Annotated in this window: 9 protein-coding genes; 2 read left to right on the forward strand and 7 right to left on the reverse strand. The window is 28.8% G+C overall.

Annotated elements, in window-relative coordinates; genetic code table 11:
* Positions 1–5: 5 nt before the first annotated feature.
* The 4 genes from HMPREF1252_RS02305 to HMPREF1252_RS02320 form a co-directional block, all read right to left on the reverse strand.
* Positions 6–1,592: a (2,3-dihydroxybenzoyl)adenylate synthase gene (locus tag HMPREF1252_RS02305; RefSeq protein WP_023059270.1), complete on the reverse strand. Its 1,587-nt coding sequence runs from the start codon at positions 1,590–1,592 to the stop codon at positions 6–8.
* Positions 1,592–2,284, reverse strand: a complete 693-nt coding sequence (locus HMPREF1252_RS02310) for a 4'-phosphopantetheinyl transferase superfamily protein (protein WP_023059150.1) — start codon at positions 2,282–2,284, stop codon at positions 1,592–1,594. The genes HMPREF1252_RS02305 and HMPREF1252_RS02310 overlap by 1 nt, the downstream gene beginning before the upstream one ends.
* Positions 2,274–3,026: a thioesterase II family protein gene (locus tag HMPREF1252_RS02315; RefSeq protein ID WP_002838525.1), complete on the reverse strand. Its 753-nt coding sequence runs from the start codon at positions 3,024–3,026 to the stop codon at positions 2,274–2,276. The genes HMPREF1252_RS02310 and HMPREF1252_RS02315 overlap by 11 nt, the downstream gene beginning before the upstream one ends.
* Before the next feature lie 162 nt (positions 3,027–3,188).
* On the reverse strand, positions 3,189–3,560 hold the full coding sequence (locus tag HMPREF1252_RS02320; RefSeq protein WP_081695902.1) for a metal-dependent transcriptional regulator: 372 nt from the start codon (positions 3,558–3,560) through the stop codon (positions 3,189–3,191).
* A gap of 663 nt (positions 3,561–4,223) precedes the next feature.
* Between HMPREF1252_RS02320 and mobC the strand changes: the two genes are divergently transcribed.
* Together mobC and HMPREF1252_RS02330 are read left to right on the forward strand one after the other, a co-directional pair.
* A complete protein-coding gene (mobC, locus tag HMPREF1252_RS02325; RefSeq protein WP_023059257.1) occupies positions 4,224–4,592 on the forward strand; it encodes a plasmid mobilization relaxosome protein MobC in 369 nt (122 codons plus the stop codon).
* The gene (locus HMPREF1252_RS02330) at positions 4,592–5,962 is read left to right on the forward strand and encodes a relaxase/mobilization nuclease domain-containing protein (RefSeq protein ID WP_023059258.1); all 1,371 of its coding nucleotides are present in this window, start codon (positions 4,592–4,594) and stop codon (positions 5,960–5,962) included. The genes mobC and HMPREF1252_RS02330 overlap by 1 nt, the downstream gene beginning before the upstream one ends.
* Positions 5,963–6,122: 160 nt before the next feature.
* Here the strand turns inward: HMPREF1252_RS02330 and HMPREF1252_RS02335 are convergent, their stop codons facing one another.
* The 3 genes from HMPREF1252_RS02335 to HMPREF1252_RS10060 form a co-directional block, all read right to left on the reverse strand.
* Positions 6,123–7,265 carry a hypothetical protein gene (locus HMPREF1252_RS02335; RefSeq protein WP_023059179.1) on the reverse strand — a complete coding sequence of 381 codons (1,143 nt, stop codon included), beginning with the start codon at positions 7,263–7,265 and terminating at the stop codon, positions 6,123–6,125.
* 33 nt (positions 7,266–7,298) lie between these two features.
* Positions 7,299–16,022 (reverse strand): SNF2-related protein, encoded by an 8,724-nt coding sequence (locus HMPREF1252_RS02340; RefSeq protein ID WP_369756211.1) that lies wholly within the window; start codon positions 16,020–16,022, stop codon positions 7,299–7,301.
* Positions 16,023–16,405: 383 nt separating this feature from the next.
* On the reverse strand, positions 16,406–16,864 hold the full coding sequence (locus HMPREF1252_RS10060; protein ID WP_369756144.1) for a TnpV protein: 459 nt from the start codon (positions 16,862–16,864) through the stop codon (positions 16,406–16,408).
* Positions 16,865–17,716 lie beyond the last annotated feature (852 nt).

Raw genomic sequence — 17,716 nt, forward strand, 5'->3', positions numbered from 1 at the left:
TCCTTTCACTCTATTCTTTTTAATTTTTTTCTATCAATTTTCCCCAAAGCAGTAAGCGGCCATGAATCTATATATTTTATAGAATCTGGCAATTTAAATTCCGCTACATTCTTATTTGCTAGAAATGTCCTGATATCTTCTAATGAGAGTTTGTCCTTCTCATCTTTTAATATGAATACTCCTATTTTTTCTCCCAAAAGTTCATCAGGTACTCCTACAACTTGAACATTTCCTATATTCTCATTAGATAGTAAAATATCTTCAATTTCAGAAGGGGTGATTTTTTCTCCAGCCCTATTTATTGTTTCTGAAATTCTTCCAACCACCTGATAGTTCCCATCTTTTAGTTTTCTTGCCTTATCTCCAGTTTTGAAATGTAAATCTTTGTCTATACATCTTTTATTTACTTCTGGGAGCTTATAATAGCCATAAATTGTGTAAGAGCCTCTAACTATAAGTTCTCCGTACTCTTCATCTTTGACCTCTTCTCCATCTTCATCAACTATTAACAATTCATCAAACTCACTTATAGGCTTACCTTGAGTTGTAAATATAGTTTTACTATCATCATCTAAAGAAGTTGTCATAATCAGACCTTCAGCTATTCCAAAAATTTGTTGTAGTTTGCAACCAAATTCTTTTTCTATTTTTTCAGCAAGTTTTTCTTCTAAAACTGATCCTCCAACTTGAAGAACCTTTAATGAAGATATGTCGTAATCATCTTCCTTTATAAAATCTATACATATATTTGCCATAGCAGGAACTAAGCCCGTTATCGTAACCTCCTCTTCCTCAATTAAAGGCAAGATTTCATCTGGACTTGTTACTGGGCATAGAACAACTTTGCCGCCTATAAAAAATGTTCCTAATATCCCTGGGCAACATAAAGGAAAGTTGTGAGCAATAGGAAGAGAAGCTAGATAAATACTGTCTTGATCCATCTTACATCTCTTTGCAGTTTCTTTTGCTACATAGATATAATCGCAATGTCTCCTTGGTATCAATTTTGGTATCCCAGTTGTACCTCCCGATAAAAGTAATAATCCTATTTCTTTATAGTCAACATCTATATTTTGATATAGATAATCTTTATCATTAAAATTGTAAAAATTTTTATATCCTTGATTATCCCCAAGAATATAAACTCCAAAATCTATATTTAATTCTTCTCTTACTTCTCTAATCATATCCACATATGAAAAACCAAGATATTTATCCTTAGATATATATGCTTTTGCTCCTGATTTTTCTAATATTCCCTTTATTTCATTTTTCCTGTGAGCAGGAAGGGATAATACAGGAATCACACCAATCTTAAACATGGCAAAAAGGATAATAACAAATTCGTGACAATTAGGAAGTTGAAGAACGATTCTATCTCCCTTTTTAAATCCAGCTTTCAATAAACCATTGGCATAATGGCAAGCTTTTCTATTTAATTCTTGATATGAAAGTTCAACATCTCCATCTACTAAGGCAATTTTATCCCCATATTTTTTAGCACAATCTTCAATAAATTCTCCTAAGGTTATATGCGGCCACACTTGTTCATCATAAATTTTTTCTAATTTTTCTTTTAATTCAATGTTCATTATTTTTCCTCCAAGCATATTGCTCCGACATATTTGCCATCATAATTTAATGGCTGTAATCTACTTGTTATATTGTTTTTATTATCGCTAATTTCTATAACTTTATTTCCATAAGAAATTATTTCAATTTCTTTCAAATTTCTTATAAGACCAATCCCATCACATTTAAGATAGGCTTCTTTTGCAGTCCAATATCTATAGAAACTTATTATATTGTTATCTATATTTGTGATTTCATCTTTAGTAAAACAGTTTTCTAATATATCCTTAAACTCAAATTTATAATTTATTTTTTCAATATCTACCCCTACTTCTCTTTTAAAAAAAGCTAACAAAACTAAGCCTTCAGTATGTGAGATGTTAAACTTTAATCCTAGAGTGCTTTCTACGTAGGGTTTATTATTTTTATCTCTTTTGACTGTTAAATCATCAATTTCTTTTTCTAGTAAACCTTTTAGGGCTAAATTAAGTATTGCCCTTGATACTAGATAATTAATTTTTGCTATTTCTGATTTATAATCCTTTGATTTTATTATCTCCTCTTTAGTTAAGTAAGGAAGTAATTTTTCTTCTAATAATTTATCTGTATAAGCCTTAATTAGTATTAAATTATTACTAGCTAATTTATCTTTTAAATCTTCTAAAGTAAGAAAATCTTTAATTTTTCTTATCTCATATTCTTCAATTTTCATTTACTTTTATAAACTCTTTTATCTCTTTAATGACACTATCAGGAGATGTGTTGACAAACATATGCTTGCCATCTATATATCTATAAGTAAATTCTTTTGTTGTATAATCTTGCCATTTTGTAAGTTCATCTAGGGTCATTTCTTGATCTTTATCTCCCATAAGACCTAGTAAAGGTGATTCTAATTTCTCAAATTTTGTGTCTTGATAGTCTTCATCTATTACAAAATCTGCCCTAAGCGTTGGCAAGAAAATAGAAATTAAATCATTATTATCTAAAATTTCTTTTGGTGTTCCTTCATATCTTCTCAAGCCTTCTATAAATCCGTCATCATCAAGATGATAAATTGGAAGAGGTTCTTTATATAATGGTGCTCGTCCTCCTGATATTATTATTCCTCTTGGATTTATGTAATCCGAATTTTTAATTCTTAATGCAAGTTCATAGACTATTTTTGTTCCCATACTGTGTCCAAATAAATAATAAGGTTTTCTAAAATCAAAACTTTCTTTCATATCTTCAAATAAACTATCCACTAAGATGTTAATGTCACTTATAGCCTTTTCAGAAAACCTGTTTTCTCTTCCTGGATACTGGGCAACAAATAATTTTATATCTTCAAACTCATCTTTCCATTTTCTAAAGGCAGACACCCCGCCACCTGCAAATGGGAATATAAAAAGATTTGCTATTATATTATTTTCATTAATTTCTTTATTTAGTATTTCAAAGTTTTTTGACATAAATTCACCTTTTTATTTGTTTTCTATTAGCATCGGCTAACTCAAAACTATTATATACTATTTGATATCTTTTATCAATAGCTTTAAGATGTTCTTGAAAAAATAATTTTAAAGATAAAAATAGCATAGATATCTCATTATGCGAGTCATCTATGCTATTTATTATAAATTGTAATCGAAATGTTTTTTTAATTTTTCAAAAGTTTCATCAGAAATAACATGCTCTATAAGACAAGCTTCACTTTCTGCTTGTTTAGGATTAACTCCAAGTTTAATGAATACGCTAGTAAGATACATATGTTTTTTATACATCTTTTCACAAAATTTTTTTGATTCGTCTGTTAAACGAATTATTTTATCATCTCCATAAGTTATCCTGCCTTTATTGTCAAGTTTTTTTAGCATTCTTGTAACCGTCGGTCTTTTGTAATCCAAATAGTTAGCAATGTCTATATTTCTAACCTCTTCATTTTCCAAAGATAAAATATATATGGCTTCTAAATAATTTTCTTCAGCAAATTCCCTGTGTAAAATAAATTACTCCCCCTCTTAAATTGTTATTAACTAATAATTTAATTAAATATCTTTAAATATGATAATTTAAAATATTTTTTAATATCATACATATTATTATAGTTGTAAAAATATCTATTTCAAAGTAATTTTTTTAATTTTTTAAAATTTAAGTTATCATAAAATAGTGTATTTTTATTAAACAAAAATAGCAAAAATAGCAAAAATAGCAAAAATAGCAAGCACAGTAAGTGCATATGCACTTACTAAAAATGAAATAAGAATACTACGATCATATCGCTTATTTTTTCCATTTTACTTGTTGGGGAATATCCCCAAACCCCTAAATTTATAATAATTAAATTCAGCAACAAACGCTTATAATAGCTTCAACGTAAACTTGAATATTATCTCAAAAAGTGATAAAATACGAATAATAGAAATTAAATCAGGAGATTTCCAGACGAAATATATAGAATAAATTAAACCTGTAAGTCAAGTAATCCTACTTGAATTTACAGGTTTTTCTTTTTTATTTCTATTAATAAATTTATTAGGAAGAGGAACTTCAATGAGGTTTACTACGAGCTTTATATATACAATTATTATCCCGTAAGAAAGAGGGATTGAGAATAAAATGTAGTATTTTATTACTACAACTATAATATACGAGGAGGTTAAATTATGACAAGTAGATTTAGAAATAACGGAATTTATTTAATGTTATCTGACGAGGAGTTAAAATTGCTAAATGAAAAATATAAAGCATCTAAGTGTAAAACTCTTAGACAATTTATTATGAAATGTATTTTAGAAAAAGATATTTATGTATTAGATATGGATGTCTTTCGTGAAATGTCAACAAATATAAGTCGTACTTCAAATAATATAAATCAAATTGCTAAAAGGATAAATACTACATCAATTATATATAAAGATGACGTAGAAGATTTAAAAAGCTTATTAGAAAATCAGGCAAAAGATATTTTCTCTATACGTAAAAAAATATACTTTCTTACTAATTCTAATAGCATAAATACTGAGAAAGAATAATGGCAATTACTAAAATTCATCCTATAAAATCCACTTTAAAAGCAGCACTTGATTATATTATGAATAGTGATAAAACAGATGGAAAAATTCTAATTTCCTCCCTAAACTGTAACCCTATAACTGCTCATTTAGAATTTGAACAAACAAAAATAGAATGTAATTCTAAAGCAAAAGTTTTAGCAAGACATTTAATTCAATCTTTTTTTCCTGGAGAAACTACTGCTGAAGAGGCTCATCAAATAGGCATAGAACTATGCGATAAAATCTTAAAAGGAAAATATGAATATGTTCTTACTACCCATATAGATAAGGGTCATATTCACAACCATATACTATTTAATAATGTTTCTTTTGAAACTGGTAAAGCATATCAAAGTAACAAAAAAACTTACCACCAAATTAGAAATCATAGTGATGATTTATGTAGAAAATATAAGCTCTCTGTTATAGATGAAGATTATGTAAAATTTAAAGAAAAGTATAAAACCAATGGTAAATCCTACAAAGAATATATTGAATTTAATAAAGGAAAATCTTGGAAACATAAACTTCAAATTTCTATTGATCATGCTATTAATAAAGCAAATAGCTATGAGAATTTCTTAAAGCTTATGGAAGAATATGGCTATGAAATTAAACTTGGAAAATATCTTTCTTTCAGACATAAAAAACAAGGAGAAAAGGGGCGATTCATTCGTGCGAAGGAAACTACTCTTGGAAAAGATTATACAAAAGAGAAAATAAAAGAAAGAATTGAAAATAAGGTAAATGAAAATTACAAAAATAGTGAAGTATATTATGCTAAGAAATCTTATAAGAAATTTGATAATATAATAGACATAGAAAGCAATGAAAAGGTTAAATCTTCTAAAGGTTATGAAATATGGGCTAGAAAACATAATATGAATACTATGGCGAATACCTTAAATCAGCTTAGAAAATACGGTCTATCATCTAGTATGGATTTGGAAAATAAACTCCAAGAAGAGGCTGTTAATAGGCAAGAAATCCTAAATAAAATTAAGGATATAGAAAAAGTTATGAGCGAAATTTACGTAGCTATTGAAGACATTAACACAATAAAAATAAATAAGGTTATCTATAAAACCTATAAAGAAAATCCAAATGATAAAGATTTTTATAGTGAATATAAGCCTCAAATTATCGCATATGAAAAAGCAATAAATGCTTTAGAAAAGTGTCAATATAAAAATCCAAGTATAAAAGAGTTGTCAAAATTATATGATGAATACAAAAATAAAAAAGATATTCTTATGGATGACTACGCCAACGAGAATATATTGATAAATGAATTGACTCAATTAAGAAAGAATACTGATAAGTATATTTATAATGAATTATATAAGTAAGGATCTGGTGTATCAGTTCTCCGGTAGTGTGAAAAGTTTTGTGTATCAGCCCTCCTGATAGGATGTGGCTGATATTTTTCAATATGACCAATCATTTTCCCTTAAAGACAACCAATAAAAAAATACAGGAGGCAGACTAAAACCTGCCCCCTATAATCTTTTACCTTTCTATGCTATTATCCTTTTTCTTCTTTTCATCCACTTTCATGTTCCCTTTAGTCTTAAATTCCTTTAATTTTCCTAGTGTTGATGCTTTTGCTTTAGTATGCTCTTTAGCTTTTAATAACTTTGCAGAGTATACTTTTAGATTTGTGTATTCCTTATTATCCTTTCCCATACTTTTCTTTTCTTTGCCAAATAGGTGTACAAAATCTCCTTTTTTCAAATTTTTTACTTGATTGATTTTGTCATTATAGGCGTAGCAGCTGATGAATTTTGCATTTCCTTCCTCGTCATTTTCAGCAATAGAAAAGGAGGCTACTTTAAAGTCCCTCCCATCTTTTGATTTTAAATCTTTAATTTCTATATCAGTTGCTATATTTCCATCTATATTTAATGTATCCTTTTCTTTATTATCTATATCTTTCATTTCTTTATCTCCTTGTTCTTGATTAACTTCTAAATTTTCTTTTAACTCTTCTTCGTCTATATATTCAATAAACTTTTCATCAATAAGCCCCATAACTGAATCGTTCATATAATTATCATAGGCATTATTAAGAACATTTTCATTTTCTACTCCTGTTTCAAGAGATATAATACCTTTTACAAATTCTTTATGATTATATTCTGCTAAAAAATCTATTGTATTTTTCATGCTTTCAAAATTTGTATTTTCCATATTTGCTATTGTTTTTATATCACTTGCGTATCTAACAGAATCCCATTCATACTTTCCACTTTCTTTGTTAAACTCTACTCCTGTGGCTAAAATAAATTGATTTCCGTCAAATAAGGTAGCTTGATTATCTTTCACATCCAATACCATAGTGTCTCCAAATTCAGTTTCAATTACATTTCCCTTTTTTATATTCATTTTTATTCCTCCATTTCTATTTTTATCTTTCTTATCTGTTAATTCTTTTATTTCTTCTTCCTTTCCATCACTAATAATAAATTGTTTTATTTCTTCAACTGTTGGATCATCGATTGTAGTCTGAATAAATTCAACTAATTTATCTTCTGAAGTGGCAAAATTTTTAATTCCATATTCAACTATATTGTTAATTATTCTCTGAGTAGCACCATCAAAAGAAAAATTTTCTCGAATAAATTCATTAAAGCTATCTCTATCAAATTCCATATTCTTTGTCCTCTAATAATCACATTTAAAGCTTTATCTGCCACATGGTTCACTATTATTTATTTCTTTTATATTATTATTTACTGCTAAATTCCCCTTATATTCCTTTAATTTATCCATAATAGATGTTTTTTCTTTCCTTTCAAAATCTCCTATTTCCTGCACTTTACTATCTCTAAAGTCAGCATCATTTCTATCTATTATTCCATCTAAATCCATATCTTTAGATAATGGGTCATAGAAGTTGCCATCATCATCTATTTCAAATCCCATTACTTCTCTCAGTTTTTCTTCATTTACTGATACAAGCTCACTAAAATCCCAAAAGCCAATAGATGTCTTTATCTGTACTAGCTCTTTTAAATCACTTGCATCTAAGGGATCATAGGTGTATTGAAAGCTGTCAATTAGGTTCTTATCTACATAGGTGTTCATCTTGTAATTTATTAAATCTAAACTTACTTGTATTTCATGTTTTTCATCTGGTGTAGTTGTATAAGCTACTCCTATATCTGTTAAGTCAGGAAATATAGTATCAAAGTCCTCTAGTCTATTTTCTTCATCATATTCTCTGTTAAGGAAGTCTATCAATTCTTCCTTTACTTCTTCAAGTAATGGATTGTCTTGGCTTATATCTTCACTTTTTCCCATATCTAGTAAACTATTTACTTCTGCAAGTCTTAGGCTCTTATCCTTTAAAAGTTCAGCCTGAGGAAAAGTTTTTTGTATTTCAATTTTGGCTGTTTGAAACTGTTCTTCTGTATCTTTTAGTTTGGAAATTGTATCTTCCAATCGTTCAGGTAATTTATCTAATACATTATCCATTCTTGTTATATTACCTATTTCATCTGTTCCAAACTCTCCTCTATATTCTCCCTTACCTTTTAATATAAAGTTATATTTATTGAAAAAAGAATCATATTTTATGGATAAATCAAAATTTCTATATTCACCTATTTTTTCTCCATCTTTATCCATTTCCCTATATATTTTAACTCCCTTAATTTTGTTCAACAAAAACTCTCCAGCTATTTTCTTATCTATATACTTCTTTCCGTCAATAATTAGAGAGGTAAATTTATTATCTTCTTTTAAATTTTTATCTACTTCTCTATAAGGCTCAACATTTTTAATATCTGCCTTTAAGTTCTCTATCCTTTCTTTTAATCTTTCTATTTCCTTTGGATAAAATTTAACTACTTTATCTTCCAGCTTGTAAAGATTTGATTTAAAATTGGACTCTAGCATTTTAAGTTTAGAAACTTCAACATCAAGGTCCATCTTCTCCTTTATTAATGGATTTCCTGTTGCAAGAGCTTTTATTTCGGCATAGTTTAATGTGGCTTCGTCTACATCTTCTGCAACTCTTACAGGAGTCTTTGACGTCATAATTTGGGAAATATATTTTTGTTTATTCTCTAAGGTTTGGAATAGGTAGGCATCAAAAGTATTTTCTGTTACATATCTAAATATATGGACTTCCTTATTCTCATTTCCCTGCCTCACAATCCTGCCTGCCCTTTGAGAAAGATCAGCAGGTCTCCATGGTATATCAAGATCGTGAATTGCAATTAGTTTGTCTTGGGCATTAGTACCTGCTCCCATTTTCTGTGTTGAACCAAGTAAGACTCTTATTTCTCCCTTTCTTACCTTATCAAAGATAGCGTCTTTTTCCATATTGTTTTTTGCCTTATGAATAAATTCTATTTCATTTTCAGGTACTCCCATATCTATAAGTTTTGTTTTAATATCATCATAGATATTAAAATCATTACTTGGTGTAGACATATCACAAAATATTAATTGAGCAGATTTTTTATCTTTATATTTATCCCAAATGCTAAATACATTTTTTATACAGGTATTCACCTTACTATTAGGATCATCAGGAAGTAAAGGATTGATTAATCTTTGATCTAATGCCATCTTCTTCCCATCATTTGTTATTAATAGCATATTATCAACACTTGAATCTACCTGCTTATCACGAACCTTATCTGCTCTCTCGGAAAAAGTTTCAAGAATTTCTTTTTGTTCTTCGGTAGGCTTTGTTTTTATAGTTTCATAATGGGCAATTGGTGTAGGAAGATTTAAAACATCAGCTGTTTTAATATCCATAAATCCTTTTACAGTATTCATAAGTTCAGGAAGATTATAAAATTTTGCAAATCTGGTTTTGCTCCTATAACCATTACCCTCAGGATTTAATTCTATTGCCGTTATTGTTTCTCCAAAAGTAGACGCCCAAGAATCGAAATGTTGCAATTTCATCTTTTTTAATTCATCATACTGTAAATATCTCTGCATGGTATAAAGTTCAGCCATACTGTTGCTTACTGGCGTACCTGTGGCAAATACTAATCCTTTATTATTAGTTATTTCATCCATATAGCGGCATTTCATAAGCATATCTGATGATTTTTGTGAATCTGTAGAGGTAATTCCTGCTACATTCCTCATTTTAGAAAATAGATAAAGGTTTTTGTAGGCATGGGCTTCATCTACAAATAACTTATCTACTCCCAGTTCCTCAAAGGTTACAACGTCATCTTTCTTATAATCAGCATTTAATTTTTCTAACTTTGTCTCTAATTTTTTCTTTGTTTTTTCTAATTGCTTTACAGTAAATCTTTGATCCCTTTCTCTTTTATATTCATCTATATAGTCAATTATTTCATCAATTTGACCTTGCAATTCATATTCTTGTCTTTCTTTTGATATAGGAATTTTTTCAAATTGACTGTGCCCTATAATAACAGCATCAAAACTTCCTGTAGCAATGCGACTACAAAATCTTTTTCGTCTATCTGGTGTGAAGTCTTTTTCTGTAGCACATAATACATTAGCTCCTGGATAAAGTTCATTAAATTCTCTTCCAAATTGCTCTACAATGTGGTTAGGAACAACAAACATTGACTTATTACTCATCCCAAGTCTTTTTGACTCCATGGCTATACCTATCATTTCAAAGGTTTTTCCTGCTCCTACTTCATGGGCAAGTAAAGTATTTCCACCAAACAAACCTCTTGCTATGGCATCTTTTTGATGTGCTCTTAATTCTATTTCAGGATTCATTCCTTCAAAAGTAAGATTAGATCCATCATATTCCCTTTGTCTTATGGAATTGAATCTTTCGTTATAATCTTCTACTAATCTATTCCTTCTTTCCACATCATCAAATATCCAGCTTTTAAATTCTTCTTTTATCATCTCTTGCTTACTTCTTGCAAGCATTGTTTCTTTTTGATTAAGCACAGATTTTTTCTTTCCATCACTGTCTTCTACTTGGTCAAATACCTTAGTATCTCTTAAATTTAAAGTATCTTCTATCAATTTGTAGGCATTTACCCTATTTGTACCATAGGTAAAAGAAGCAAGGTCATTGTCCCTATCAGAGCTTTTTCCTTCAACTCTATATTCTCCTGTAAAGTCAGAATACTTAATATCTATATTCCACCTTGATGAAACTGGTGTTTTCAACAAATCAAACATAAATTTTTTGTAATCTTGTTCCGGTATCCATGTTGCACCCATTCTAACTGTAATCTCACTTGCATCTAGTGCTTTAGGCATTACTTCCACTAGCTTTGCTTTTTGAAAATGTAACTCTTCTAATTCTTTTTTTAAGAGTTTACTATCCTCTAGATTTTCTTCCTTTCCTAACTCTTTTTCGATGTTTTTAATATAAGAGTCTACAACTTCAATTTTATCTCTTATATTTCCTGACAAGTATTCATCAGCACTTACGTAAGGTCTTGAAAAATCTCCTAGCTCTTTAGCAGACTTAAATGGATTTATATCATTAGGTTCAAAGGAATCTAAATTTAAAAATATTTCTCCCTTTAATTCTTCTATTAATTTATCTCTTGTTTTTCCTGTCAATTCTTCCATATAATCAAAATTTATTTTACCTTTTTGACTAATAGAGAGTACCAGAGCATCTATTGCCCTATCTGTATGATCTATTATTACAGCTTTTTTTATAGTTCTCTTGTTAAAGATGTCAGATTTTCCTATAAAGTTGCCTTCTTTATCTAATTTCTCCAAAGTTGAAATTAAAGAAAAATTGGCATCTTCTCTAAATAACTTTTTATTGTTTTTTGAATTTAGTCTTCCATGTTTGCTATTGAAATCATCGTAGAATTTATTTAGATTTTCTTGTTCTTTTTTTATCTCTTCATCTGAATAGTCTTCTTTTTGATAGGTTATAACTTTCCTTAGACTTTCATTTAATCTTAAATATTCTTTTACCTTATCTTTATCCTTTTCATTTAAGGATATTTTTTGCATAATTGAATTTTCTCTAAAATATATTTCATCATCCACTAAAGCAAAAGAATAGTTTTTAACACTATCATCAGCTGGTATTGTTTCTTCTCCTAAATCATCATTTATTTGAGCTTCTTCATACCTACCTTGAATATTTTTAATGGCTTTTTTTAGTCCTTCTTCTAAAGAAATATCTTTATTTTCAATACATGCAAGGCTTGTCCCAAATCTTGACGGTATTTCTTCCATAGTCCCTATTACCATCTGAGGATTATCTACAAAGTATTTATTATATATTAGTCCTTTTGCATCTTTGTCTAGCTTTATCCAGTCTTCATCTATCTTTAATAGCCTATCTCTCTTTTTTAAAAAGATTATATCTGAAGTTACTTCTGTTCCAGCTACCCCTTTAAATGTAGTATTTGGTAGTCTTATTGCTCCTAAGAACTCTGCTCTTTCCGATATATATCTTCTAACATCTTCACTTTTTTTATCCATTGTTCCTGAAGATGTTATAAAAGCAATTATGCCTCCATCCCTAACCTTATCTAAAGTTTTAGCAAAAAAATAATCGTGAATTAGAAAGTTATTTCTTTCATACTCACGATCTGCTACTTTAAATTCTCCAAAAGGAATATTTCCTATGGCTACATCAAATAGGTTATTAGAAAAATTGGTTTCTTCAAATCCTTTTATTTGTATATTGGAATTAGGGTAAAGTTCTTTGGCAATTTGTCCACTAATGCTATCTAATTCAACTCCATAAAAGTTTGACTCTTTCATTTCTTCAGGTAGATTTCCTATAAATCTCCCTGTCCCAGCACTTGGTTCTAATATATTTCCTTTTTCAAATCCAAGATTAGAAAGACTTTCATAGATAGCGTCTATAACTACTTTCGGCGTATAAAAAGCTGTTAAGGTTGATTCTCTTGCCCTATTATATTCTTCCCCAGTTAGATTTTCTTTTAAAAAGTTTCTTGCATCAAGCCATTGACCTTCCTTTTCTTCATCAAATACATCAGAAAGTCCTCCCCAGCCGATATATTTTGCCAAAATTTCCTGTTCATCTTTTCTTGCACTTCTATTTTCTTTTTCTAAAACCTTTAAGACATTTATAGCTTCAATGTTGTTTTTTAATCTCTGTGAAGGTGGTAGGTTTTCTTCTTCATTAATAATTTTATAGTTTTCTAAAGAAACTTCAGAAACCCCTTCTATATTTTCTCTATCAGTCTTTTTGTCTTTTTTAACTTCTTCTTCGTTATTATTGTCAATATCTTCAAAGCTGATTTGTTCTACTAGTTCCCCTTTATCAATAGATTGTTTTTCTTTTTCACTAGATTTATATACTTCTAAATCAAGATTTTTGTAATCATTAAAAAGAATTGTTTCACTTCCGGTAATAAAACCATTCATTAGTCCTGTGCTATCTTCTAGTTCTATAGTTTTAGGACTTGTATTATCGTTAATGGCGGTTATAGTGTATTCTTTTCCTTTGTATCTAACACTCATACCTTCTTTAAATGGATTTTCTTCTTGCCTTGTTCTATCATTTTCTATTTGTTGATTTAAATATCCATTTAAAAGCACTTCTCTATGTTTGTCATCAAGTAAATAAGGTAAGTTACTTAATATGTCCTTATAACTTTTATATTTTATAGCTTGATTAGAATTTAAAATATACCCATTGTATCGTAAATTTTGTTTAAGAGATTTCCCCTTAACATCTAAGATTAGCTCTACCTTATACCCTTCTTTTCCATCTATAATATTTTCTGGTTTTTTTAATAATCCATCTTCTATTTTCTTTGACAGTAGTAAGTATTCTTCATTTTGAGGATCAAAATAGTATTCTCTTTTTTCTTTGATATCCTTATCTATTAACTTGGAAAGAACTTCTTTTTTATCTCTTATTTCTTCAATTTTTGATTTTTCTTCTTGAGATAAATTTATATTAAAAGTAATTTTATTTTCTTCATTTATATGTGCTAAATTTTGATATGCTCCATTGATTTCAAGATTTTTATTAAAAACATATATATCATTATAATAATCTGGAAATTGCTGATTAAAGCTTTGAACATCTATATCATAGCCTTCCTCAAATTTTGTAACTTTATCATCAGTAATTTCAAATAAACCTTCCCTTTCCAATTCTAATACATCATTTAAATTTGTAAGGTTTGCTTCTTTCATTTTGGCAGTAATTTCATCAAACAAATTGTCTATTTTTCTGCTATCTTCAAAAGATTTCCCTTTATATAAAGTATAGATCTTTCCTTGTGAGTTTTCCTTTCTTGGATAAACTCTAATTCCTGTTTCTTCTAGTTCTATATCCTTTGTTTTCTCTTTATCTACTAAAGCGTAATAAATCCCTACTTTTACTGCTATTTTATCTTCTACAATCTCTTTTGTTAATTTTTCTTCTACTTCATTTCCTAATACTTCTAAAGCTTTTAAATCGCTTTCTTTAAAGGAATGTGAGAATAGTTTTAAGTCCTTATCAAAATAGGCATCATATGAATAATATATTATTTGATTATGGTTATTATCATATCCACTGGAAATATTTTTTATTTTTAAATATTTATTATCCTCTGTTTTAACTATATCTCCCACTTTTATAGAGAGTATCTCCTTATCATCTTCTATATTGTTTTCAAGTGAATTATTTAAATATTCTCTATATCTATTTTCTATTCTAATGCCTAATTCTTTAACCTTATCTATTGACTTCATATCATCTGGAAGATTTCCCTGCTTATCGGCAACTTCTCTCATGATTTTTGCATATTCTCTTTGGAATACAGAGTTAAAACTTGCTAAGGTATTATTTCCTAAGTTTTCTCTTGCCTTTATAATTTCATTTTCTAAAGCTTTATCCTTAACTAATACATCGAAAAGTCTATCTTCAATTTGGTCTATGGAAATTATTTTTTCATCTATCTTATTTTCTTCTATAGTTTGATTAAGTTCTATCTGACTTTTTCCTATTTGTTCATAAAGAAATTCAAAGTCTCTTTGGTTGATCTCGTTCCCATCACCTATGTCTATCTTATAGTGATCAACTATTTTCCCATCTACTATATGGTTAAAATAGAATTTGGAATACCCTTCCCACTTATCAGTCATCTGCCCATATTCATCTTCTCCTAAGGTCTTATTATGAAGTCTTATCTTTTCATCTATTTCTCTTATTTCATCTAATAGTTCTTTGGTCAGCCTTTGTCCTGTATAATCTTTTTCTATTAGACTTGAACCCTCATTAAACTCAATTATCCAATAATCATCTTTTATATGGCTATCTAAATCAAAATCTATATTCTCTTTATTTTTATTAGTATAAAATTCCTTAAATTCTTCAAAACCATTTACTATATCATCATCTATAACTTCTTTGTTAGAATTAACTATAATATTTGGAATATCATCATATCGACTTTGACTTTCTAAAAGGTAATATTCTCTTCCTTCTATTTCTTCCTTTTCTTTAATATAAAAAGTGTCATGTATTCCCTCAAGAATAATTCCATCGTCTAACTGGTCTAATGGTATATCTAATTGTTTTTCAAAGGCTATGGAATATATATCTTCTTTTAAAAAGTTTGGTATAAATTCATCATAAATGATAAGTTTTCCATCATCACCTATACTTGCTACAGACTGTCCTTGATAATAATATATAGAACTATTATTTGTTCTTTCTATATATACATCATTATCAGTTGGAGGCAAATCATCTTGATAATTTATATACTCCTGGCTTTCTTTTTCTGTTTTATTGATTTCCTGATCTGTTTTTTTCTCCCTATTTTCTTCAAAACTTTCTTCATCTATATATCTATTCTTTTTAATAAGGTCATTAATTCTTCTTGCAACATTAGACCAAGATAGTAGTATTTCTTTTGCATTACCTTTATTATATTTTATTCCCTTCGCATCGTGCCACTCACCACTTTCTCTTGCAGCAGATAGTGCATGAGAACTTCCACCTACGCCATATTCATTTTTCAAGAAGTCTGCTTGTTCTTTCAAATCATGCTTTTTAGTAAAAAATTCATATATTCTTTTCTTTCCATCAGAAAACCCGCTTCCTCTTTTTAGGCTTTCATCTATTTCATCTTGTGTTATAAAACTCTGAATAGGTGCAATATCCTTTAAATTTGACCTATATAATTTTCTTTCTATTTCTAGATCATTGATATCATTGTAGATTCTAGATAATTTATAATGATGAAATCTTAAAATATCAGGATTAATCTTATATTCTTCTAAAAATACCTCGTATTCTTTTCTGAGTTTATTTATAAAATTTTTATCTTCAAGTTTTTTCCCGAGATTTTCTTTTTCATCTGGGAAGCCTATTCCTTTTATATCATTAAGAATCGCTAAATATCTATCCTTAGTTTCATCAGTAAGGTCTCTCTTTAAATACAATAATTTTTCTGCTATTTTTTCTCTTTCATATGTGGCACTTTCTATAACCTCCACATTGCTAGCAAATTCTCCTCTATCTAATAAATCATTAATATTATTAGCTAAATTTTTCCAAGAAACTATTTGCCCTTCTCTATATCTTGCCTCATCTCCATCTTTAAAAATTGCTCCTTCCTTTCCAAACCATGCAGATATCTTTCTTCCTTCAATTTCAAGACCATTGGCTCCCTTATATATTTCTTTCAAAAAGTTTATCTGTTCTTCTAAAGATTTACCCTTAGAAAATTCTGCTATTACTTCTAATCTTCCATCTTCATGATTTCCTCCATGAATTAAAAATGTATCTATTTCTCTTTGACTTATTGGATTTGAGAAGGATATTTGCTCTCCCTGATTTTTAGCAGAAAAAAAGGAAGTAGACTCTACCTCCTCATTTTTTAGATTAGGATTATCTCCTTTTCCCCTATTTCTTGTAGGGTCATATCCATGTTCTTCTTCAATCTCAGATATTTCAGATAGTCCTCTTCTTTCAGTTCTTCTGTCAGACCCCAAGTTTCCATCATTTTGACTTCTTCCCTCGTGATAAAGTCCTCTATCTCTTTTTCCTTTGATAGAAGATGATCCATCAATGTCCCTTGCAAATACATTGTCTGATAATCCTCTTCTTTGTTCTCCTTGAGAAAGTTCAATCTCATCCTTCCCCATCTGTTGAGTTTCTTTAAATCTATTTCCTTGGGAATTGCCATATTGGGTATTAGGACTTCCATGCCTTCCTCCAATTCTTCCATCTTGTATGTCCCTCCCTGTCTCTCGAAGGAATTCTCCTTGACGATTGGTGTGTAAATCCCCTCCTCCATGAGGTATTCCTTGCCTGCCAATGTTAATTTCTCTTTCATCTTCCAAGCCTCCTTTAAAATTTATTTCACCGTTTATATCAGAACTTAATTTATTATAACGCTCCTTAAGCTCTTTTGTCTGCTCCAAATCTTTTCTTTCTTGAATTTTCTCTAAAATTTCTAATCTTTTTATTTCACTTCCCAAATCAAGTAAGATATTTTTACTTATATTAGCACTTATACTTAATACTTTGTCTATGTCCGAACTTGATATTTTAGAAAGTAAAGATAAGTTTTCTTCTTTTAGCTGATATGAGACCTCCATTCTCTCGCTTATGGAAATTTTTACGGATTCTTTTAACAAATTAAAAAGGTCTACCTTTTGAATGCTTTTTAAACTTTCATCAGATAGACTTTCTAAAATTTTATTGAATTTTCCTCTAACATTACTTTCTACTAAGGCATCAATTTTATCTTCTTGGCTTAATAGAAGCTTACTATCTTTTTCTTTAAACTTATCTATCAGTTCATCTAGTAAGTTTAAATGCTTTTTGCTATCATATTTCCATAACTTTACCTCAGAAATATTATGATTAATACTTACTGTTTGCCTTATGTCGAATATATATTTTATCCTTCCACTATCTATATCTAAAAGTGGTATTCCTTTTTCGCCTCTTTTAACGCTTCTACCTATACTTTTCCAATAATCAAATTCTGCACAGGCTGTTGCTTTTGGATCCATATTGTATATAGATATTTGATGTATATATGGATACTTATAGTTATTGCCTGATACCTTTAAATATTCCTCATATTTTTTTATATCTTTCTTAAATTCTTCTTTTGCAAGATAGATTGTTCTACTTAAATCTACTATATCATATCTTGGCATTTTATCCCTCCTCATTA

Origin of the sequence: Peptoniphilus sp. BV3AC2, from assembly GCF_000478945.1 — a bacterium.
Lineage (GTDB): Bacteria > Bacillota > Clostridia > Tissierellales > Peptoniphilaceae > Peptoniphilus_B > Peptoniphilus_B duerdenii.